Raw genomic sequence first — 22,755 nt, 5'->3', positions numbered from 1 at the left:
GACATCAGATGGGATGGAACCGTTCACGTCGATCACAACCCGACCTGCACGAAGCAACGGCGCTGCCACTCATGAGACGCGGTTGACGCGCATCATCCTCCTGTGAGGTGATGTTGTGAATATTCACAGACAACGAAGTCGAAGGAGGACCCCCGATATGTTCGGGCTCCCGATGAGCACCACACTGATCATGGGCGGCGTCATGCTGTTCTGGGTCGCCTACACGATCGTCTTCTACGTGAGGACATCGAACTGGGCGATCGAAGACGCGGACTACGACGCGTCCGACCGGGCACAGGGCACCGCCCCACAGCCCGGCACCGCCGGTCCGCTCGACGGGCCCGCTGCGGAAGGAGGGCGGATCTGATGAGTGTCGAGATCGTCTTCATCCTCATCTACTTCGTCGCGGTCATCGGCATCGGCATCGCCGTGAGCCGTCGCAGCTCGAAGGACCGCACGGGCTACCTGCTGGGCGGCCGCAGCCTGGGCGCCCCCGTCACCGCGCTGCGCATGCAGTCCACATCGATGTCCGGCTACATGTTCCTGGGCGCCGGTGGCCTGGGCTACAGCCAGGGCTACTACGGCATGTGGTTCGCGCTGGGCGACCTGGGCGGCGGCGTCCTCAACCTGTCGATCATCGGCAGGCGGATGCGCAAGCTGTCACACCTGCTGGGGTCGATCACCTCGATCGGCTACCTGGAGCGCCGCTACCCGTCCATCTGGACGAAGCTCATCGCCGGACCGATCGCACTGATCTGCCTCTTCCTCTACGTGCTGGCGCAGCTGCTGGCCGGTGGGCAGGGGCTGTCCTCAGTCACCGGTCTGGGCCTCAACACCTCGCTCATCCTCTCCGTGTCGATCATCCTCATCTACACGTTCCTGGGCGGCTACCTCGCCGTCGCCTACACCGGGTTCCTGCAGGCCATCATCATGGTGATCGGCATGCTGTGGATCCTCATCTCCACCGTCCAGCACGTGGGCGGACTGACCGCCGGCCACGAAGGTGTCGGGGAGCTCAACGCGAACCTGCTCACCATGTGGGGCGCGGACAACCAGTACTTCGGCGAGTGGGGCGTCATCCTGGGCGCGCTGCTCATCTTCTCGATCGGCTACATGGGCTACCCGCACGTGAACGTGGGTCACATGTCGATGAAGCGTCCGTCGATCGCCCGCAAGGCCGGCCTCTGGTCGACCGGGTTCAACCTGCTCTTCATCCCGGGCGCCTACCTCATCGGCATGTTCGCCCTGCTCATCGTGCCGAACCTCGACAACCCGGAGCTCGCGATCTTCGAGGTCGCGCAGGTCGTCCTCCCGCCGTTCGCGGTGGGACTGGTGATGGCGGCGATCATGGCTGCGATCATGTCGACAGCGGATTCGATCCTCCTGCAGGCCGGCACGATCGCCTCGCAGGATCTGGGTGGGACGCTCATCAAGAACCTCAGCGAGAAGGCCGCGGTCAACATCTCCCGCATCGTCATCTTCGTCATCGCGATCGTGGGACTCATCCTCGCGATGATCCAGCCGCCGGGAGTCTTCGACCTGGTCGTCTTCGCGACCTCCACGATGGGATCCGCGTTCGTCCCGGCATACGTGTGCGCCGTGTGGTGGAAGAAGGCGAACACGCCGGGCGCCATCATCTCGATGCTCGCGGGTGCCGCCGGTGCCGTGGGCGCCCAGCTGCTGGGCACCGGCGACGCGTACGGCATCGATCCGATGATGGCCGGCATCGTCGCCTCCGTGCTGGGCATCATCATCGGATCGCTGGCGACCCAGAAGTCGCACCCGGTCCCGCCCGAGGTCCTCGCAGCCGTCGAGGAGACGATGCGGGTCGCGCCCATCCCGAAGCACCTGGCGATCGGGGAGGACGCGAAGCTCGCCACGCAGCGTCCCGGTGACCCCGCGTGACGTTCTCACCGCAGCAGGCCAGGGTGGGTGCTCCGGCGCCCACCCTGGCCTGGCCGACCCGCATCGACGAAACGCGTGCTCTCGCATGGCTGCGCAAGCGGCAGTCCGGCATCGAGGACGCGCGCGCACAGCTCTACCACCACCCGATGCTCGCCGCCGCGTACGAGGTGCGGAAGCGCGACGAGTCCGCCACCGCCCACGCGATCGTCGACCTGGTGGGCGGACGCGCGTACGGCGCGGAACCGTGGGACCACATCACCTTCGTCCCGATCGCCGAGGCGAAAGCCACCGCGAGGGCCACGAACGGTGCGACCCACGCGGGTGGGGCGGGCGCCTCGGGCACGGTTGGTTCGGAATCACCGGCTGCCGGGACCGTGACCGATCCGGTGCGCGTGCTGGACGACGCGCGGGCGGAGCGGGCCGCACGCGACCTGGTCCGCAGCTTCCTCCTGCGGGGGCGGCGACTCGGGGCGCCCGGGAAGCTCCACCCGCTGCGGGAGCCGTTCCTGTTCGGCAAGCCCAACTGGTGGCTCACCGGCACGCGGGAGGACAAACCGGTCGAGATCATCCTCGACGGACTGACGGGACGGCACTACGCGCTGAGGGCGTGAGGCGCTACAGGAATCTGAGGGTGGGCGGCTGGCCGCGGGTTCCCTGATCCGACCGTCAGTCGCGCGGCCAGCCCTTGCCGCGGCGCCGCTCCACCGCCTCGTTGTACCGCTGCAGATACTGCACGAAGTCCCGGGCCTCCTCGTCCGACCAGTCGTCGAGGATCCGGCCGAAGCCCGACTTCCGCGCTTCCAGCTCCGCCGACAGGCGCCGTCGCCCCTCATCGGTCGGTCGCAGCTTGCGCGCGATCCCGCCGTCCGGATCCGCGATCCGCTCCAGCAGCCCCGCCTTCATCGCCGCAGCGGTCTGACGGTGGATGGTCGAGACGTCCAGATCGAACGCCTCCGCGAGTTCCGCCACGGTCATCGCCCCCTGCGCCTGCAGCCGCGACAGGAGGATGACAGCACTGCGGTCCAGTGGCACGTCCCTGTCCTTGGGGGCCACCCCGTGGAGAACGAACCGTGTGAAGAGCATCTGCTCCCGCACGAGCGTCTCGAGCACATCGTCCTGCATCACGCCATTGTCGCAGGGTCGCGCTCGCCGCACACATCCCGACCCGCCCCTTCCGGCCCCACCGGGAGGTTTGTATACTGCAATGAAATTGCATCCTACAAATGCGTGATCGTCTGGAGACCCATGCGCGCGGCTGCGGCCACCTCGTCCCCCACCGACCTCGACTCATCCAGTCCTCACACGGCTCCCCCGCGCGCCCAGTCACCCGTACGCGTGATCGCACTCCTCGCGTTCATGTGCACACTCGTCGCGATGATGCAGTCGCTCATCGCACCCCTCCTCACGATCCTCCCGCCGCAGCTGGGCACCACACCCGCTGCCTTCACCTGGGCGGTCACCGCGACCCTGCTCGCCGGAGCAGTGACCACCCCGATCGCCGGACGCCTGGGCGACATGCTCGGGAAGAAGACCGTCATCGTCGGACTCCTGATCCCCATGCTGCTCGGCTGTGCGATCTCCGCAGTCGCGACGAACCTGCCGGTCATGCTGGTCGGCAGGGCCCTCCAGGGCATGTCGATCGGTGCGATCCCCGTCGCCATCGCACTGCTCCAGGACGTCGTCCCACCGCACCGCCGTGCGACCGCGATCGCCCTGGCCAGCGCGTCGATGGGGATCGGCGGGGGCATCGCGCTGCCCCTGTCCGCAGGCTTCGCGCAGTTCTTCGACTGGCGCGCGCTGTTCTGGATCTTCGTCGGACTCAGCGCGATCATGGTCCTTCTCATCGCACTCTTCGTGCCCGCAGGTATGCCTCCGGCCCCTGGCCAGCGCTTCGACGCCCTGGGGGCACTGCTCCTGGCGGTCGGGCTCGTCTCGTTCCTCATCGCCGTGTCGCAGGGATCCGTGTGGGGGTGGACCGCCTGGGTGACGATCAGCGCGTTCGCACTCGCCGCCTCGTCCCTCGTCACCTGGGCCGCGTGGGAGCTGCGGACCGCCCAGCCCCTGGTCGACCTCCGGGCAGCGCTCACACCCGTCGTCCTGCTGACCAACATCGCGTCGATCTTCACCGGCATGGCCATGTACATCACACTCGTCGCGACGCCGCAGCTGCTCCAGCTGCCGGTGGGCGACGGACCGGGACTGGGAATCTCCCTGCTCGCCGCGGGTCTCCTCCTGCTGCCCGGCGGTGTCATCCAGATGCTGCTGGCGCCCGTGGGCGGTCGCCTCATAAACGCGAAGGGACCCAAGGTCGCCCTCATCACCGGCATCCTCATCATCGCGTCCGGCTACGGCACCATGCAGGTCGTCCTCTCCAGCGCGGTCGGGCTGATGATCGGTCACATGATCATCAAGGGCGGGATCGGCATCGCGTACGGCGCGATGCCGGCTCTCATCATGCGATCCGTGGATCCCGCGGCCACCGGTTCTGCGAACAGCTTCAACACGCTCATGCGCCAGATCGGCAGCTCCACCGGATCCGCAGTCGTGGGCGCGGTGCTGGCAGCGGTCACACTCACCATCGGCGGAGAGGCCGTCATGTCCGAGGCCGGCTTCCGCATCTCCTACCTCATCGGAGGCAGCGTGGCACTCATCGCCGTCACGATCGCCTCCTTCATCCCGTACCAACGAGGCACGACCCGCAGGTCGTCGCACGCGTGAGACGCACCGCGTGGGGCGCGTGCGGGAGAAATTCCCGTGTGGGTCACAGCGGACTGAGTGGCTCTCCGCCGAAACACCGTCGACTGGTTCGAGCCACCGCCGCAGGCAACGGTGTGTCGAACCAGTGAGCGGCCGGTCGCGAGACGTCGAACCAGTGAGCGGCCGGTCGCGAGACGTCGAACCAGTAGACGGCCGGTCGCGAGACACCGCACTGTGGCACAGCCCCCTAATCCACCCCCATCCCGATCATCCCCACCGCGCGGCGCTCCCACTGGAGGATCGCGTCGACGGCGGGCACCAGCTGGCCGGCCATCTCCCAGAGGACTGATTCGGGCTGGTGGAACGGGTCGACCACATCGTCCGCGTAGGGATCTCCCGCCACAGCGCGGCGCCGCCGGGCCGCCCACACGACCGCCGACTGCCAGCGCTGATGCGGCCACGCGTTCCGCTCCACCGGAACCTGCGGCAGCAGGCGGGCGAGCTCCCGCAGGGTGAACGTCTTCTTGAGCGCCTGCGGCACCCGTTCGACGATGGCCGCGCGATGCCCCCGGTCCAGGGCGAGCACGAGGTCCGCCTCCTTCACCTCGTCGACGTCCAGCGCGCGGGCGCGGAAATCGTCGATCGGCACGCCCATCCTCTCCGCCAGCGCCGCGATCTCCGAGGTCGTCCGCGACCCCACGAGCGCCTCCACTCCCGCACTGCGCACCGCGAACGCTCCCGGCGCGATGTCGTCGAATCCCGCCTGCAGCACCCGTTCGACCAGCGGCGACCGGCACACGTTGCCGGTACACACCGCCAGCACCCGCATGACGTCCCCACCCACCGCCCACGTCGCGCTCATGCCGCTGCCGTCCCTCCTCGGTCCGGAGGGCCGTCCACGGCACCACCAGCGGCACCACGGGGCGAACCGGCCACGGCACCACCCGGCGAGCCACTCGCACTCGCACCGCGTCGCCCACTCGCATCCGCGCCGCGTCGCCCACCCGCAGCCCCGCCGCGGATCTCACCCACGCCCGCCGGGACGATCACCCCGCGCAGGAAACCGAGCATCTCCGCCGCGACGCCCTTCGAGCACAGCCCTGACGCGTCCGCGTCGACGGGTCGCCACAGCTCTCCCGATTCCCAGTCCGCCGCGATCGCCGCCGCCATGCCCGCGGTGTCCCCGTCGTCCAGGAGTCTTGCGTACGGCACGTCCCGCACACCCTTCACGTCGAAGGCGTACGTGCGCCTGCCCACCGCGACCGCTTCGAGCATGACACGCGGCAGCCCTTCCCACGTCGCCGTGTGGATGAGGGCGTGCGCACCGGCCAGTTCCGCCGAGGCATCACCCCACCCTGGCACCCGCACCGACCGCTCCAGTCCCTTCCGCGACACGTCCGTCCGCGTCGCATCCAGCAGAGCACCGTCCCCCACCATCGTGAGTCGCACGTCGATCCCGAGGGCCTCCAGCTCCGCGACGACGTCGAGTGCGTGCCAGGGGCGCTTCCGCTTCGTGTGCTCGCCGATCCACACGAGCTGCAGGGCTCCGTGGCCGGGCAGCGGTCTGCGCGGGTACTTCGCGAGGTCCAGCCCCACTCCCGCGTGCAGCCGGTGCACCGTGTGGGCGGGCATCCTCTGCCGGAACCACGCCTCGTCGTCGGAGTTCAGCGTGAGCACGCCGGTGGTCCGCGCCAGCAGCTGGTGCTCGACGGTCTCCCACACCCGGTCCTGCGGCCCCCGCAGCCGGTTCCAGTGCAGGCCGTGGCAGAAGTACACGATCGGTGTCTGCAGTCCCGCCGTTCTCACCAGCGCGGATGCGGTCGCCGAATTGGTCACGACGACGTCCAGCTCCTCCGCCTCGCTCCACGCCCGCAGTGCTCGCTGCGCCCGCCGCGTGGTGAGCGCCGGCCTGCGCGTGAGCCCGTCGATCACGGTGCCGGGCAGCGTCTCCGCCGGGTCTCCGGCCGCGGTGCGCACCGTGTGTCCGGCCGCCTCCCACTCGCGGACGATCTCCGGGAAGAACTGGTCGAGCATCGGCCCGACGCTCGTGAGCAGCCCGATCCTCATACCCGTCCCCTCCTCATCAGGTTCCCATCGACAGCGTCGATGAGATGGTCCTCCGTCTCCCGGAGTCCGCCCCCGTCGCCGAGGTCGTCGTCACCTCCGCCTCGCACGCCGCCCCGCTCGTGGTCGCCGAAGCTGCGGTCGTGGTCACCGGCATCCGTCCTCCCGCTGCCGAGGCCGCGGCGGGCCCCGTTCCCGCCGCCCCCGTCCGGGCCGTCGCCTGTGGCGGTCATGGTGCCACCTGCGTCCGCGTCCGGCGCGTAGGCGGCGTACGACCGGGCGTACGACCCGCCGTCGTGCGTGGAGCCGGACACCTTGTTGAGGACGACGCCCACGCGGTCCGCGTCGACCAGTGACAGGGCGCCGAACGCCTCCTGCACCTCGCCCACTCGCACCTGCCCCACACCGGCGACGACGATGACGCGTCCCACCTGCTGTGCGAGGACCAGTCCGTCCGCCACCGGCAGCAGCGGCGGGCCGTCGATGAGGACGAGGTCGAACTCCGCCGTCAGCTGGGCGATGATCCGCGCCATCTGGCGGGACTCCAGCAGCTCCGTGGGGTTGGGCGGGATCTCCCCGGCTGTGAGGACGTACAGCTCGTCGTCACCCCACGCCTGGAGCAGTTCGGAGACCTCTGCCGCCCCCACGAGGGCGGTCGTGATCCCGGCGGCATTCTCCAGCCCCAGCATCGCGGCGACGCGGGGCCTGCGCAGGTCCGCATCGACCAGCGCGACCCGCTTGCCTGCCTTCGCCATGACGATCGCGAGGTTGAGGCTCGTCGTCGTCTTCCCCTCGCCGGCGATCGACGAGGTGATGAGGACGGAGGCGCTGGAGTCCCCCACCTGCGCGTACTTGAGGTTCGTCCGCAGCCGGCGGAACGCCTCCCCGCGGGCCGAATGCGGCGGCAGGTCCGTCACCAGGGGTGTGCGCGCGGTCGACGGATCCGCGGGCACCGCGGTGAGGACGGGTGCGCGGGTGATCCTCCGCAGCGCCTCCTTGCCGCGCAGTCGCGTGTCGAGCGCGGACCGCAGCAGTGCGGCCCCCACCCCGAACACGATGCCCACGACGACGCCCAGGACGACCGCGACCCAGGGGCTGATGCTGCTGGGCTCAGCGGGAGCCTCTGCGGCCTCGGCGACGGAGAGGACCACCGGGGAGGCGCCGGCGCCGGCGGGGTCCTCGAGCGCGGTGACGACGTCGACGAGGCTCGTGGCGACGGCCTCGGCGATGCGGGACGCCTGCTCGGGCGACCGGTCGGTGACCTCGATCCCGATGAGGACAGTGTTCGGGTCCGACTGCGCGTGCACCCGCTTCGCGAGCTTCCCGGGCGTCTCGTCGAGGTTCAGCTGGTCGATGACCGGGTTGAGGACCGCGCGACTGTCGGCCATGTCGACGTAGGTCTGCATCCGCTCCTGCGTGAAGGTGGACCCCTGCTGCATCTCCGTCGCGGATCCGGTGTTCGAGATGGACACGAACAGCTGCGTCTGCGTCGTGTACATCGTGGGAGCGAGCAGCCCCACGCCCAGGCCGCCCAATCCGCCCACGACGGCAGCCGCGATCAGCAGCGCGATGTTCTGCCTGAGGACTCGGAGGTAGGACTTCAGTTCCATGATCGTTCCGTTCGTGAGGGTGTGGCGGTCGGATGGACGAGCGGGTGGGTGGTGGTCGAGCCTGCTCGGAGCGGACCAGCTCTGCGTGGGTGGGTGGCGGGTGGGTGTGCGCTGAGCCGTTGCGCGCTGGGCGGGGCGGAGGGAGGCTCGTCGTCGCGCGGGGTGACGGTCCAGGCGACCGCCAGGGCGATGAAGAGCCAGATGGGGCGGAAGTTCTGGAGGTTGAGACTCACGGCCATCACCGCGATCCCCACCCCGGAGGACAGGAGCAGCCGGGCGATCGTGTCGCCGCGACGCAGCAGGCCGACGACCGCGAGCGCCGGCAGCGCGGCGTAGAGGGCGGAGCCGACGATGCCGCCTTCCGCGAGCACCGACAGGTACGTGTTGTGGGCGAGCACCCCGCCCGCGGAGCCCAGGAGGTCCTCGGAGCTCACGACGAACTGGCCCAGTCCCACCCCGACGATCGGGGCGTGGAGCCAGACGTCGATCGCGGCGGCCCAGAGGCGGAAGCGGACGTCCTCGTCGAAGCTCACGCCACGGCTGCCCTCGAACGCGCTGCTGACGGCCCCGTCGAGGATGAAGAGGGCTGCGGCACCCACCGCGAGGATCGCGACGATCCGCAGGGCCCGCAGCGCGGGGTCGCGGAACGCGAAGACGCAGAGGACGACGAGCACCGCGGCGAGCCCCACCAGCGCCCCGCGGGAGAACGACGCGACGATTCCCGCGAGGATCGGCACCTGGTGCCAGCTCAGCAGGCTCTTCCCCGTGACGTGGCGGGCGAGCAGAACCAGCGGGATGGACATGATGAGGTAGGTGGCGAACGCGTTGGGGTCCTCGAACGTGCCGGTCGCCCGGAAGTCCATCGTGAGGTCCGTGGGACGCCCCTGCGCGAAGAGGATCGCGCCGACGGTTCCCAGTGCGCCCACGACTGCCGCCGTGAACGCCCACACCGTGAGGAAGCGGTAGTCGCGGCGCAGCAGGAGGTCGCGGAACACGGCGGCGCAGATGACGAAGTAGCCGATGACGACGACGAGCTTGACGGCGTCCGCGGCGAACGCCGTCCACTCCGCGGGTGCGCCCAGGCTGCTGCGGACGAGGATGGTGCCAGCGGTGAGGGCCAGCAGCAGCGCGAGCACGCAGAGCGCGGCCCGCACCGGGCCGGACACGTGGGCCGCGGCGCGGACGCAGTCGGGGTCGACGAGGACCCGGACGAGGAGCAGCAGGAGGAGCACGTCGCTCACCGCGAGGTTCACGAGCATCCCGCCGGCCGTCACGTAGAAGGCGAGCGGCACCGTCATCACCAGCAGCTGGGGGACTCCCACGCGCAGCACGGTGAGCAGGAGGATCAGCAGCACGGCGGCCGTCGTCGCGAACACCCACCGGGGGCCCGCGGCCACGAGCGCGACCGCTGCGACGCCGATCGGCAGGACGGGCCAGTAGCGGGACACCGCGAGTCGCGTGCCCCCGGGGAACACCGGGCGACGTGACCACCACGGCATCCAGGAGCGCGACACCGTTCCGGGCGAGGCGCGCTCGCCGGGCGACGGAAGGCGGCCACGCGGACGGCCCGGTCCGCGTCCCCACCGTCGCCAGCCGCGCCCCCATGGGCTCCGGTCCCTCCCCCGTGGGGTCTGGCCGGTCCCCCGTGGGTTCCGGCCACTTCCCCGTGAGCTCCGGCGGCGGCGACCGCCCCGGTCGGCCCAGCGAGGGTCCGAGGACAGAGTGACGGCCGCGAAGCCGGCGGCGGCGCGCACGGCCATCGTCACCGCGAACGTCCACAACGCCGCGGGCAGATCGAAGAGCCCCAGGGCGACCAGCACCGCCCCGACGGCCGTGCCGATGACGAGCGCGGTGACGCTCACGGTGAGCGACAGCGCGTAGCGGTTGCGGACGACGACCGCGGTGTCAGCCGCGAAGGACGCCGGCACCAGCAGGACCGTGACGGCCAGCGGGACGGCAAGAGCGGGTGTGATCGCGAACTCCGGGCCCAGCACGCGGGGCAGCAGGAATGCCGCAGCGGCGAGCCCCGTGAGCCCCGGCACACCGGTGAGGAACGTCCACCGCAGTGCGGTCCTCGCGACCGCGGCGGGGGTGAGCTGCGTGCGGTCGAGCAGACGGCGGGCCTGCGGGATCCACGATTGGGCGAGCGCGTGGAGGAGCACTTCGACGGCGACGACGACGTAGAGGAGGACCGCGAACCGTCCCGCGTCCGCGACTCCGCCCACCCATCCCAGCAGGTACTGGGGGACGGTGGACAGGAGCGTGATCATGCCGATCGCGATGCCCGTGGGCAGGCCGGCGGCGAAGAGCACACGCCAGTCCCCGGTGGCCCCGGTGGCGGCCCCGGCGGTACCGGCGGCAGTGGTCGACCCGGTGGCGGCACCTGTGCGAGCCCTGGGGGCAGCGCCCCCGGCTGACGCCCGCCGGGCCGATGTGCCGTCCTCTGTCGTCGCGGCAAGTGCCAGCGGGCGGGTCGCGAGGACGAGCACCAGGAGGTAGGCGGCGGCGGACGCGGCGAGTGCGGCGACGAGTCCACCGCCCACCGCGAAGACGAAGGCGACGGACGCGACCTGCAGGGATGTGCCCGTGCCGATGACGACGACGATCGCGCCGGGACGTCCGCCGCGCTGCAGCATCGCCCCGTAGAGCTCCATGAACGTCTCACCGATCCGGAGGATCGCGATGAGGAGGACGACGATCCCGATCTTCGCGGGGAGGAACAGCCCGATGAGGGTGACCAGCGCGCACGCGCAGACGAGAGAGGTGAGGAGGAAACGCTCGTAGGAGCGGGTCGGGACGTCGCGGCGCAGTGTGAGTCGGACGGTGCGGATCCCGAATCCGGCGATGATGAACACGGGCGCGCAGACGGCGAGCGCGACGGTGTACGTGCCGACCCCGGTCGCACCGGCGGCGCGGGCGATGAGGACGAGGAGCACCAGCTGGCCGGCGTACCGGATGCCGCTGGCGCTCACCAGCAGTGCGGCGACCCGGTACATGGGGTTCGCCGCTGCGGACGCGGACCCCACGGTTCCCGCGCCGGCCGCCGGGCGAGCACCCGCACGAGAGGTCACACCCGCGTGAGACGTCCCATCGGGGCGGGACGTCAGCAGGCGACGTGATCCGCGCGACCTGCGGCCGCGGCGACGCGCGCCGGCCTCACGACGGGGGTCCTCATCGACCCGCGTCATGAAGTCCGCGTCGTGTCCGTCCGCCCGCAGGGGAGCGAACCGGCGCGCCCTCGACGCACCCGCGCTGCTCTCCATGTCCGATCTCCTCACAGGCTCCGTCGAGGGCCCGTGCGTCTCGTGAGGCGGCCTCGGATGAGGCCGGCGGTCGAGGACGAGCCGGGAGCGTGAGGTCGATGCTAGGCACGCGCGGGGCGCGGATGACCGGGCGTGCGGGACCTCGCGCGGCATCCCGCACCGCCCTGCGGCGACCCGCACCTCAGCCCGGCAGACCCCGCTCGCAGCCCAGCCCAAGAGGCTCAGCCCAAGAGGCTCAGTCCAAGAGGCCACTCCCGCAGCTCAACCCAGGAGTCCCTGTTCGTAGGCGGTCCGCAGCGCGTCCGCCCGGTTGTCCGCGCCGAGCTTCCGGTACAGGCTCACCGCCTGCTTCTTCACGGTGTTGACGGAGAGGACGTCGCTGCGGGCGATCTGTGCGAGCGACGCTCCGTCCGCGAGGCCGCGCAGCACGGACGCCTCCCGCTCCGTGAGCTCGATGAGGGGAGCGCTCGCGGGGTACATGGCGGAGTCGGTGTAGAGCTGGTCGTCGGGTCCCGGGAGGGCCTCCCCGCGGGGTCCGTCCACCAGCGCCAGGAGGTCGCGTCGCGTGTCCGGGTCGATCGCCCGCATCGTCGCGGCGAGTTCGTCGGGTGGGGTCATCGTCACGACACGGCGGATGCTGCGGGCCGCGTCCTGTCGCTGCCCCAGCGCAAGGGCGGCTGCCGCGTCGACGACGAGCATGTCGAGCACCTGCCGGCGCGTGGGTGCCCGTGCCAACGACGCGCCCACCACGTGCCGCGCCTGCGCGTACCGGCCCGCGACCAGCCACACCCGGGCCTCGACGATCGACAGCATGCCCCTCACCAGCGCCGGCACCTCGGCCCGGCCGGTCCCGTCCTCGGCCACGCCCGGTGAGGCGCCCGAGGCCCCGGTCGCCTCACCGCCGCCGGCCCCGGATCGCGGCTCGCTCCCGGATCCGACCGCCGGGGCCGGCTCTGGGGAGGCCCCCACCTCATGTCCGTCGGCGGCCCCGGCGTCGGTTCCTGCGCTGAGCGTCCGGTCGATGAGTCGCTTCGCCCGTGTGAGTTCGCCGTCGGCGATGAGCAGGGCGCAGCGGGCACGGGTGACGAGCGCGGTCGCGAGCACTCCCGGCAGTCTGCCGGCCAGGCGGGTCTGTGCGGCGTGCTCGATCGCGTCGAGGGTGGACACAGCGGTGCCGGTCGCGAGTCCCAGCCGCGCGTGCACGTCGATGAGCAGCGGCCACGCCTCCACGACCGCGGTGAGCGGACCGGCCCTGTGCAGCAGTGCGCGCGCTCTGCCGATGTCGGATTCGTCGAGCGCGACGTGTGCGTGCGCGAGGAGGACGGGAGTGCTCACGACCCGCTGCATCCACGGTTCGTCCGCCGCACCGTCCTCGGCGCGCTCCGCCCACCGCAGGGCGGCAGCGGGCCTGCCCTCGAACGCGAGGATGAGAGCGATGTGCCCTGCGGCGGAGCAGGCGACGAACTGCGCCTGCAGCCCGGTGCTCTCCTCGTAGGAGCGAGTGAAGCGGCGGACCGCACGCGGCAGGTCGCCCGCATCCATCGCCGCGAGCCCCGCCTGCAGGTAGAAGAACGCACGGTTGAGGGCACTCACCTCGTCCCAGCGCGGGGTGAGCGAGGGCCTCAGCTCCTCACTCATCCGCAGGGCCCTCTCCGCTTCCCCGCGCTGGCGCAGCGCGTTGACCATCGCGACGATGAGGAAGGCGCGCTCGTCCGGGTCGGAGGCCGCCAGCGCGTGCTGCACCGGCGAATCCGCCGCACGCGCGAACACCCGCTGCACCATCGGCGACCGCGGGTCCGGCTCGATCGTCGCGGGCTGCAGGGCGAGCGCCAGCGCCCGCGTCATGTGCAGCACCGGGCGCGTGCGGGCCGCGTCGTCCGGAATGCCCCCGTACGCGTCGACCATCTCCTTCCCGTACCGCGCACCCAGCCACCAGCCGTGGCTCGCCGCCAGGCGGGCGAGCCGCGCCCAGTCGTGTGCCCGCCGCGCGTGGAGGGCGCTGCGGATGACGTTCTTCGGGCACCCCGTGTCCTCGAAGTAGGCGGCGGCCGTGTCGTGGAGCTGCCGGCTGCGCACCGGATGGGTGGACGCGAACTCGTGGGCGAGCGCAGCGCGCAGGACGGACGGGACGGTGAGGAAGTCCTCCTGTCGGCTCCGCCCGCTGTCATGCGGGCCGACACCGATCAGCACGCCCAGGTCCGTCTCCGCCCGCTGCGCGTCCGCGTCCTTACCTTCGGTGGGATCCGGGAGGGTGCGGAGCAGACCGGAGTCGACCAGCACCTCGGCGACGGGGGTGTGTCTGTCCGCCCCGATCTCCTGCCAGATCTCCGGACGTGTCCGCTCGAGGTGCTCGAGCAGCCCGTGGGTCACGGACCCCAGCTGCGCGGCGGCACCGGCGGCGGAGAACAGGGCGGCCGTGGATTCGGAGGACGGAAGCGTCGCCCGGAACCGGCGCACCGCGGACGACACGACCGGCGGGATCCGGGCGGCGGTGACCCGGGCAGGGGCGACCCGGTCAGCGGACGAGGAGTCCGCCGACGCACGGGTCATCGCACCATGGCGGGCGTCGAGCACTTCGCGCAGGAGGCCCAGCCACCCCCCTGTCGCCTCGATGCAGGGGCCCGCGTCCTCCTCGGTCAGCGGGAGGTCCCATGCGCGGGCGAAGGCGGGGGCCTCGGCGGCCGTGATCATGAGGTCGCGGCCGGTGACGACGGTGACGGGCAGGTGGGTGCCGTCCGTGTCCGGCGGCAGGGGCGCGACATCGTCCGAGGCCCCGACCATGTGCAGGGTGGGGATGCGGCGGCAGAGGTCCACCAGCCGGGCCCGCAGCTGCGCGTCCCGGAGCAGGTGGCCGTCGTCGACGACGACGATGACCCGGCTCTGCGGGTGTGCGTCGCAGATGAGCGGAAGCACATCCGTGGCGCCGGCGGGAACGACGTGACGCGCGATCTGTGCGAGGTGCGCGTTGAACGCCTCGTAGGAATCGAGGCCCCGGTGCGCGCTCACCCACAACACGTGGTCGCCCTGCTCCATGCGATGCAGCGCCCAGTCCGCCAGCAGCGTCGTGCGACCGCTCCCCGGCAGTGCGCTCACCCGCATGAGGGGTGTGAGGCGGTCGAGTCTGCGCAGGAGTGAAGGCCGGGAGACCCGCGGCGCCTGCAACCGCAGCGGCGCCAGCACGCGACGCTGCTCCTCTGCGAATCCGCCGTCCTCCTGGTGGTCGTCCCTCTGACGCATATCGACCCGATTCCGCCGTACCTGCCCAGCCACACCTACGGCATCCGAACAGTTGCCCTGATTCCAGGGCCGGCAGGATCTCCTGTGAGCCCCACCATACTCGCCCTGGTCGGGAACCGAACAGTCCTCACCGCGTATCAGCTGCGTGTCCGGACGCGGAGGAAACCCTGGATCCCCTCGCACACGCGGGTCACGTCGTCGTCGGTGAGCGCGGAACCGCTGGGCAGTGCGATCCCGTGGCCGAAGAGGGACTCCGCTGCGCCGGTGAGTTCCGCCCTCGCGTGGGCGAACACCGGCTGCAGGTGCATCGGCTTCCACAGGGGGCGGGTCTCGATGGCGGTCCGTGCCAGCCACGCACCCAGTTCGTGCGCGTCCCACCCGGTCACGTCCGGGTCGACGACGAGCGGGGCGAGCCACGCGTTGTCGTGGGAGTCGGCACCGGGAGTCCCGTCGGCGACACCGCTGGCAGCGGCGGCGCCCAGGATGCGGGTGCCCGGAACCTCGGCGAACAGCTCCTGGTACCGGCGGCGGATCGCGTGGCGACGGGCGATCATCTCGTCCAGCCGCAGCAGCTGGGCGCGGCCCAGCGCGGCGAGCAGGTTGCTGAGCCGGTAGTTGTAGCCGATGTCCCGGTGCTCGTAGTGGGCGACCGGTTCGCGCGCCTGGGTCGACAGGTGCCGGGCCCTGGCCGCCACGTCCCCGTCGTCCGTCAGCAGCATCCCCCCGCCGGAGGTCGTCATGATCTTGTTGCCGTTGAAGGAGATCGCGGCGGCCTCACCCCACGCCCCAGCGGCACGGCCGGCGTGTGTCGCGCCCAGCGATTCCGCTGCGTCGGCGAGGATCGGGACGCCGTGGTGCTGGGCGATCGGGACGAGCCGGCTGTAGTCGGCGGCCTTCCCGAAGAGGTCCACGGGGACCACGGCGCCCACGTGCTCCCACTCCTCCTCGAGGTCCCGCAGGGTGTGGCAGAGGATCGTCGGGTCCATGTTGCCCGTCGCGGGGTCGCAGTCGACGAACACCGGGCGGGCCCCGCAGTACATGATCGCGTTGACGGTCGCGGCGAACGTGAATGTCGAGGTGACGACCACGTCGCCGGGACGCACCCCCAGCCCCAGGAGGCCCAGGTGCAGTGCCGCCGTCCCCGAGGCCAGACCGACCGCGTGATCGACGCCCACCCGGTCGGCGACCTCCGCTTCGAATGCGTCGAGGTCCGGACCGGCCGGTGCGATCCAGCCGCCCCGCATCGCCGCGAGGACGTACTCCTCCTCCAGCGGACCCACGTCCGGGGCCGACAGGAGAACCGGGGTCAGCGGGTGCGTGGGGGGCTGGGGGTGGAGTGGGGCGTTCCGGGCCGGACGATCGGTGGTGCGGGACGGTGGCTCGGAGGTCGGGCCCACCGCGGTCGCGGTCGTGGCTGTGGTCGTGGCCGTGGTCGTGCCTGTGGTCGTGGCCGTGGCCGTGGTGGTTTCTGCGGTCAGGGGATTCATCGTCCTGCTCCTGCGGTGAGGGGGTCGTCCAGGCAGCGGATGTCTGCCGTGAGGAGTGAGGGGTCGGTGCGGTGGTCAGCAGGCCCGGCACCGGCGTAGTCGGCTGGTCCCGCATCGGTGTGGTCAGCACGCCCGGCACCGGCGGGATCAGCGGGTCCCGCATAGGAGTGATCGGCAGGCCCAGCACAGGGACCGTCGGAGCTGACAGTGGGTTCGAAGCCCAGCGCGAGGAATGCGCTCCGCAGGCCCGCATCCTCGGGGCCGAGCGCGATGCGGGCGTGCGTGCAGTCCGCCGCCCGCGCCCGGTTCACCAGGAGCATCGCGACGTCCTCAGCCATGTCGGGGCCGGTGGTGCGGTCGAACCCGGTGACGGTGAGGTCCGCGAGGACCTCCTCCGGACCGGCTCCTGCCCCCATGCCGGCTCCCGTCTGCGGGACGAGACCGCAGGTGGCGACCCTGGTGTCCTCCGGTGTGCGCGCCTCCCAGAACAGGCCGGCGACCTCACTGCCGGGATGTGCTCCGCCGTCCGGCCCACCACCGTGCACGGCCTCCGCGCCGGTCGCGCCTGCCGGGCTGCTCCGACCCGACCCGCATCCCCGAGCGTCCGCGCTGGGGACGAACCGCAGCCTCGGGGTCCTCAGCGGACCGGGGAACTCCGTCGACGTCGCAAGGTCCCCTTCCGCGACCCCGTCACCGCTCAGCACCGTGCGCACGGTGCGGGCCACGATCGTGAGGTCGAGCAGCGGCCCCATGAGCCGGACGTACCGCAGGTCCAGGTCGAACCGCTCGTCCCACGGCACGTTGTTGCGCCCGCTCACCTGCGCGAGCCCGGTCAGACCGGCCCGCACCGCATGCCGCCCCAGCTGGGCGGGGCTGTAGATCGACAGGTACCGGGTGGGAAGCGGACGGGGGCCGACGATGCTCATGTCGCCCACGAGGATGTTCCAGAGGCTCGGCAGCTCGTCGAGGCTCGAGGCCCGCAGCCACGTCCCGAACGGCGTGAGGCGGTCGTCGTCCGTCACCCACCCGCGGTCCGGGTCGACGGGCAGCATCGTGCGGAACTTCCGCAGCCGGAACCTGCGCCCGCCCACCGTCACCCGCTCCTGGAAGAAGAACGCCGGTTTCCCCAGGCGCACCCGCACGGCCGCCCACACGGCACCGATCACCGGCGCGAGCACGACCAGCGCCGTACCCGCCACCACCGCGTCGACCGCCCGCTTGATCGGCGGGTACCGCCTGGGCCGCGACACCTGCATCCCGGACCGCGGCCGAGGCGCCGGTCCCGCACCCCTCGTCGCCGCCGCTGCGACACGGGGCGGGGCTGTGCCGGACCGGGACTCGGGGCCGAGCTGGAACGCAGTGCCGGGCCGGGACGCAGGGCTGGCCTCGGCCTCGGCGGCGGGAAAGCCTGGGCCGCGGGTCGGAGCCACCACGGAGTCCTCACCCCCGCCTTTCGTGGCATCCTCCGGCGTCCAGGTGACCGCGACCCGGGTGGCGGGCACCGCCTCGGCGGCGGGAGGGACGGTCGTGAGAAGGGGGCGGGTGGTGGTCATCGGACACGCTCCTCGGCTCGTGAGCTGTGCGCTCGCGGGGATGTCGAAGGGACGGCGAAACGACGGCGGTAGGCCGGGAAGTAGTCGGGCCCGTCGACCCAGTCGGGGAACCTGCCGGACGCGCGGACGTCCTCGACACGGTGGTCGAGCGCGCAGGTGAGGGATGCGTACGCGGCGTCGTCGAGGATGCGCTCGCCGGAGCAGAACATCTGCGCGCCCTCGGGCGCGAAGCCGCGTTTGTAGCGCTCCAGCCCGTCGCCGGTCTCCAGACCCCCGCCCAGGACGTAGTGGGTGCGACCCGTGCTCCGCGCGTGCTCGATGGCGGCGGTCTTCACGAGCTCGTTGGGGCGCAGCCGGAACGCACCCGCGTCCGTGCCGCCCAGGTAGTAGTACGCGGTCTGCGACCCCAGCAGCACCAGGTCGACGGACACCGGCCGGGACTCGTGCATCGCGTAGACGTAGACGAAGCCGCCGGGCAGCTCGCGGTGGAGCCGCTCGAAGCAGGAGGCGTCGAACCGGTACCAGGCGTCACTCTCGTGCCGCACCATCGTCGAGTGGTAGAGCGCGAGGAACTGCTCCAGCCGCTCCCCCGTCGTGTCGAACTCCACCGTGACCCCCGAACGGAGGGCACGCCGCGTGTTCTGCCGGACCTTGGGTGCGTACGACGCCCACAGGTCCTCAGCCGAACCCGGCAGGGCGGCGACATAGTTGACGAGCCGCGGGGTGGTCGTCCCGGGGAACGGCAGGACCTCGTCGACGAGCGGGAAGCGCACGAACTCGCTCACCGCGCGCATCCGTGCAGCCCACTGTGCGAACGCCGCCCAGAAGCTGCGGGCGAGCGCAGGCACGTCGTCCGCGTCCCACACGAGCGGACCCGCGTACCCGTACGAGGAGATGAGATCCGTGCTGTTCCCGGGCAGACGCCGGACGACGAGGGCGTGAAGGACGCTGCCGGTCTGAGCGTGCGGGGCCGTCGTGGCAGGATCCGCCGTGCGAGCGGACGGGGCGGTGACCGGGGCGGTGGCCGCCGGGGCGGTGGCCGGGTCGCCCCCGTCCCAGACCGCCGCGACGAGGCGGTCGCCCGGCTCCAGCATCGGTTCGCTGAACGCCGGGTGCGCGAAGGGCAGGCGCATGGGCGAGGACTCCCACAGCCGCACCCAGGCGGCCCGCTCGGCCGGGACGCTCGCGTCGAACACGCGGAAACCCGCCTCGAGTCCCCTGATGCCCGTCCTCACGATGCCACCCCAGCGGTCGTGCGCACGCCGGACACCGGAGTGGGGGTAGGAGAGTCTGCCGGGGTAGGAGTGGGGGTGGAGGTGGTGGTGTCCGCGGGGGTAGGAGTGGGGGTCGTGGGAGCGGGAGTGGGCGTGAGCATGGGGTCCGTGTGGAGATCCGAACCGTTCGGCGCGACCGCGTCCCCGTCACGCCGCGCGCAGGTGCGCTCACCGCGCGGGGCACGGTAGGCGGGGAAGAACGTCGTCTGCTCGCCGCTGGTCGTGCAGCAACGCAAGCGTGCGTACGCGTCCTCGTCGAACACCTGCTCCCCCGTGAGGTAGAGCGCCTCCCCGCGCGGGGCGAATCCGCGTTTGAACCGCAGCAGGCTGTCGTCGGTCGTGTTCGTCACGCCCCCGGTCAGCACGTAGTCGGTGAGACCCTCCCGCCACGCGTAGGCGATCGCCTCCCAGTGGACGAACACGCTCGCGTACAGCGGCAGGGCGGCGGTCTCCGTCCCGCCCAGGTAGAAGTACCCGGTGTGCTCGCCGCGCAGCACCAGCTCGACCGCGACGGCCCGGCCTTCGTGCTCCGCGTACACGTAGGCGTAGCGACCGGGCAGGGACTCGTGGATGCGCCGGAACGCGGAGGCGGGGAACCGGAACCGGTCCGCGGAGCCCACCCGGTCCATCGTCTCCTCGTAGATGCGGAGGAAGTCGTCGAGCCTCTCGCCCGTTTCGTCGATCGCGACGGTCAACCCTGCGGCTCGCGCCTTCGTCACGCCCCGGCGCACGTTCGAGCGCACGTCCGCCCACACCTCGTCGAGCTCGCCCACCCGCAGGTCGCGCACCACGTGCGGTGCCTGCTCGCGGACGACGCCCGGGTACGGCAGACGGCGAGCGGCCACCGGGCTCATCCGGACGAACTCGCTCACGAGCCCCGTCTCCCGCGCCCACGCCCGGAAGCTCCGCCGGAACGCAGCCAGCAGCGACTCCGAGGACCGCTTGGCGAGCGGACCGCCGTACAGCAGCACCGTGTACGCGTCCCACAGCCCGCCACCCACCGCGTTGCCGCACGCGTCCTCACGGATCGGCCGCCGGAGGAACGCGTGGAGCAGCTCCTCGTCGTCCGGCCCGTCCAGGTGCGCGCACAGGGCGGTCTCGCCGTCCGCCGCGAACGCGGTGAGGTAGTCCGGGTGGCTGAAGGGATCGCCGTCCGCGATCCGCTCCCACGCCGCGATCCACGCCTCCCGGTCCGCGGGAACGCGTGCGTCCCACACACGCAGCTGGCCCAGCGGCAGCCCGTCACCCGACATGCTCGGACACCCCTTCCACGGCGAGGACCGGCTCGACCGCACGGGCCGGTCGTGGCCGGGCCTCTGTCGCCGAGGCCGCCCTCCGCTCCCGCACGCCCGGCCCCTCAGAACCGGGCGGGGTGCCCGTCACCGTGGTGGCGGCCGGACCGGTCGCAGGGACGGGCGACTCGGCGGATGAGGCGACCCGGGCCTCGGCAGATGACGTGACCGGTGACGCGGCAGATGAGGTGACCGGCGCCTCGGGCGCGGTGTGCTCTGCGACCGGGACGGTCGGGATCTCCTCCGTGCGGAAGGCGCAGGCCTCGTCGACGAATTCCGTGACGGTCGCGAGCGACGCTTCCGGGGCGGGCACGCGCGCGACGTCCAGCGCCGGCACCCGCACGCGGCTGATCTTGTCGTGGACCTGGACGTCACTGCTCTCGTAGTCGCCGAACAGCTCCTCGTCGAGCTTCTCGCCCGGCCGCAGGCCCGTGAACACGATCTCCGCGTCCGCGTCCGCCAGCGCGATGAGGTTCTTCGCCAGATCGACGATCCTCACCGGTTCGCCCATGTCGAGCACCATGACGCAGCCGTCCTCCCCGATGACCGCGGCCTGGAGGACCAGCTGGCAGGCCTCCGGGATCGTCATGAAGTAGCGGGTGACCGCCGGATCCGTGACGGTGAGCGGCCCGCCGGAGCGCAGCTGCTCGCGGAACGAGTGGAGCACCGACCCGCGCGAACCCAGCACATTGCCGAAGCGGACGGACAGGTACGTCCCCGGATGCCGGCGCGCGTACTCCGCGACCAGCCGCTCCCCCAGGCGCTTGCTGCGACCCAGTTCGCTCGTGGGCGCCGCCGCCTTGTCCGTCGAGATGTTGACGAACGTGGACACCCCGGCCCGCCGCGCGGCGGTGAGCACATTGAGAGTGCCGTGGACGTTCGTCTTCCAGCCCTCCAGCGGGAAGCGCTGCAGCATCGGCAGGTGCTTGAGCGCGGCGGCGTGGAACACGATGTCCGGCCGCGCCTCCGCGAAGATCTCCGTGAGGGCGTCGACGTCCCGGATGTCCGCCAGCACCGTGTCCTGCGAGGTGAGCAGTGCGGACCCGCGGATCGACAGCTCGACCCCGTGCAGCGCGGTCTCGTCCCGGTCGAGCATGACGAGGGTGTCCGGGGCGAGCGCGTGCAGCTGCCGGCACAGCTCGCTGCCGATCGACCCGCCGGCACCGGTGACGAGCACCCGCTTGCCCGTGATCGCCTTCCTGATCTCCGTGAGGTCGGTCATGAGCGGGCTGCGGCCTATGAGGTCCTCCACCCGCAGATTGCGGATGTCGCCCAGGTCGACGCCGCGGGTGACCAGCTCGCTGATCGGCGGAATCGTCCGCATCCACACCCCGCTGCCGGACAGCCGGTCGCGGCAGACACGCAGGAACGCGGCGTCCGACTGTGCGATCGCGACGATGACACCGCGGGCGTGCGACAGGGCGGCGACCTCCGCGAGACGATCCGTCGTCCCGAGCACCCGGATCCCCGACGTGCGGAGGAACCGCTTGTACGGGTCGTCGTCGACGAACCCCACCGGGTTGTAGGGGCTGTCCGGATCCGCGAGCATCTGCCGCACCAGCGACACCCCCGCATCCCCGGCACCCACGACGATCACCGGTTCCCCGCCGGAAGGACGCAGCGTCGTGTCGTGGGCGAGGCGGATGACGTAGCGGCTGCCGCCCATGAGGGTGAGCGCCGCGAACGAACCGAGCAGCGAGATCACCGGAATGTTCGTCGTCGCGATGAGCAGCACCACGCCGACCGCGAACACCGTCGTCGCCGCGGCCCCCAGCTCCGAGAAGCTGCCGAACAGGTACCGGCGGCTGTAGAGGCGCAGCCCCCACCCCACCAGCACCTGCAGGGCACACGCCACGACGACGAGGAGGCCGACCCGCTGCCAGGAGACGGTGTCCACCCCGACGAGCGCCCACGCGCTCAGCAGCGCCACCGCCCACGCCGTGCAGTCCACCACCGCCTGCAGCATGTATCTTCGGGCCCACGTCCCCTTCGCCAGGCGCTGCCCGAACCCGGTCCACGATGCCGTGAACGTCCCTGCAGACATCGGCTCTCCGACGACCGTCATGGTCCCTCCCCCAAGAACTTCCGTGTGTGGCCCTCCCGGCGAACGTCTGCAGGCCGCAGTAAGCAGTCGCAGCACCGGGAGGTCACGCCACGGTAGGCAGGGAACAGGGCGCGGAAGTGCCGTCAGCGGCGGGCTCTGCGGGGGCCCACACCGACGATGCGGGGACCCGCGAGGGAGTGGGGGTGGGGTGGGGGTGGGGTGAGTGTGTGGCAGGTGTGGCGGGTGTGGCAGGTGTGGCAGGTGTGGCAGGTGTGGCAGGTGTGGCAGGTGTGGCGTGGCGGCGCTCGTTGGGGCGCTTGCCGACTGCC

15 protein-coding genes are annotated in these 22,755 nt (G+C 71.6%); 4 read left to right on the top strand and 11 right to left on the bottom strand.

What is annotated here, in order from left to right:
- Positions 1-172 precede the first annotated feature (172 nt).
- Genes JFC09_RS02445 through JFC09_RS02435 form a run of 3 tightly spaced genes read left to right on the top strand, consistent with a single transcriptional unit; the run spans position 173 to position 2,516 of the window.
- Positions 173-367, top strand: a complete 195-nt coding sequence (locus JFC09_RS02445) for a hypothetical protein (protein ID WP_198392370.1) — start codon at positions 173-175, stop codon at positions 365-367.
- A complete protein-coding gene (locus tag JFC09_RS02440; RefSeq protein ID WP_198392369.1) occupies positions 367-1,905 on the top strand; it encodes a sodium/proline symporter in 1,539 nt (512 codons plus the stop codon). The genes JFC09_RS02445 and JFC09_RS02440 overlap by 1 nt, the downstream gene beginning before the upstream one ends.
- Positions 1,902-2,516, top strand: a complete 615-nt coding sequence (locus JFC09_RS02435) for a hypothetical protein (RefSeq protein ID WP_198392368.1) — start codon at positions 1,902-1,904, stop codon at positions 2,514-2,516. Before JFC09_RS02440 ends, JFC09_RS02435 begins: the two co-directional genes overlap by 4 nt.
- 55 nt (positions 2,517-2,571) lie before the next feature.
- Here the strand turns inward: JFC09_RS02435 and JFC09_RS02430 are convergent, their stop codons facing one another.
- Complete coding sequence (locus JFC09_RS02430; protein ID WP_198392367.1) at positions 2,572-3,027, bottom strand: MarR family winged helix-turn-helix transcriptional regulator; 456 nt, start codon at positions 3,025-3,027, stop codon at positions 2,572-2,574.
- Positions 3,028-3,132: 105 nt separating this feature from the next.
- On the opposite strand from JFC09_RS02430, the gene JFC09_RS02425 reads away from it, so the two are divergent.
- Positions 3,133-4,623, top strand: a complete 1,491-nt coding sequence (locus JFC09_RS02425; protein WP_332839616.1) for an MFS transporter — start codon at positions 3,133-3,135, stop codon at positions 4,621-4,623.
- A gap of 226 nt (positions 4,624-4,849) precedes the next feature.
- On the opposite strand, the gene JFC09_RS02420 is transcribed toward JFC09_RS02425, so the two are convergent.
- The 10 genes from JFC09_RS02420 to JFC09_RS02375 form a co-directional block, all read right to left on the bottom strand.
- Complete coding sequence (locus tag JFC09_RS02420) at positions 4,850-5,464, bottom strand: arsenate reductase/protein-tyrosine-phosphatase family protein (protein ID WP_198392366.1); 615 nt, start codon at positions 5,462-5,464, stop codon at positions 4,850-4,852.
- Complete coding sequence (locus tag JFC09_RS02415) at positions 5,461-6,669, bottom strand: glycosyltransferase (RefSeq protein WP_198392365.1); 1,209 nt, start codon at positions 6,667-6,669, stop codon at positions 5,461-5,463. The genes JFC09_RS02420 and JFC09_RS02415 overlap by 4 nt, the downstream gene beginning before the upstream one ends.
- The gene (locus JFC09_RS02410; protein WP_198392364.1) at positions 6,666-8,276 is read right to left on the bottom strand and encodes a polysaccharide biosynthesis tyrosine autokinase; all 1,611 of its coding nucleotides are present in this window, start codon (positions 8,274-8,276) and stop codon (positions 6,666-6,668) included. Before JFC09_RS02410 ends, JFC09_RS02415 begins: the two co-directional genes overlap by 4 nt.
- Positions 8,267-11,539: an O-antigen ligase family protein gene (locus JFC09_RS02405; RefSeq protein ID WP_198392363.1), complete on the bottom strand. Its 3,273-nt coding sequence runs from the start codon at positions 11,537-11,539 to the stop codon at positions 8,267-8,269. The genes JFC09_RS02410 and JFC09_RS02405 overlap by 10 nt, the downstream gene beginning before the upstream one ends.
- 261 nt (positions 11,540-11,800) lie before the next feature.
- A complete protein-coding gene (locus tag JFC09_RS02400) occupies positions 11,801-14,776 on the bottom strand; it encodes a LuxR C-terminal-related transcriptional regulator (protein ID WP_198392362.1) in 2,976 nt (991 codons plus the stop codon).
- 137 nt (positions 14,777-14,913) lie between these two features.
- Entirely contained in the window at positions 14,914-16,263 is a 1,350-nt protein-coding gene (locus JFC09_RS02395; protein WP_198392361.1) for an aminotransferase class I/II-fold pyridoxal phosphate-dependent enzyme, read from the bottom strand.
- A complete protein-coding gene (locus JFC09_RS02390) occupies positions 16,260-17,816 on the bottom strand; it encodes a sugar transferase (RefSeq protein WP_232483023.1) in 1,557 nt (518 codons plus the stop codon). Before JFC09_RS02390 ends, JFC09_RS02395 begins: the two co-directional genes overlap by 4 nt.
- Entirely contained in the window at positions 17,813-19,051 is a 1,239-nt protein-coding gene (locus JFC09_RS16825; protein ID WP_198392360.1) for a GNAT family N-acetyltransferase, read from the bottom strand. The genes JFC09_RS02390 and JFC09_RS16825 overlap by 4 nt, the downstream gene beginning before the upstream one ends.
- Entirely contained in the window at positions 19,048-20,343 is a 1,296-nt protein-coding gene (locus JFC09_RS02380; RefSeq protein ID WP_198392359.1) for a lipid II:glycine glycyltransferase FemX, read from the bottom strand. The genes JFC09_RS16825 and JFC09_RS02380 overlap by 4 nt, the downstream gene beginning before the upstream one ends.
- Positions 20,333-22,447 carry a polysaccharide biosynthesis protein gene (locus JFC09_RS02375; RefSeq protein ID WP_198392358.1) on the bottom strand — a complete coding sequence of 705 codons (2,115 nt, stop codon included), beginning with the start codon at positions 22,445-22,447 and terminating at the stop codon, positions 20,333-20,335. The genes JFC09_RS02380 and JFC09_RS02375 overlap by 11 nt, the downstream gene beginning before the upstream one ends.
- Positions 22,448-22,755 lie beyond the last annotated feature (308 nt).

This window comes from Brevibacterium yomogidense (genome assembly GCF_016107685.1).
Classification (GTDB): Bacteria; Actinomycetota; Actinomycetes; order Actinomycetales; family Brevibacteriaceae; genus Brevibacterium; species Brevibacterium yomogidense.
This window is presented reverse-complemented; position numbering and strand designations above follow the sequence as displayed.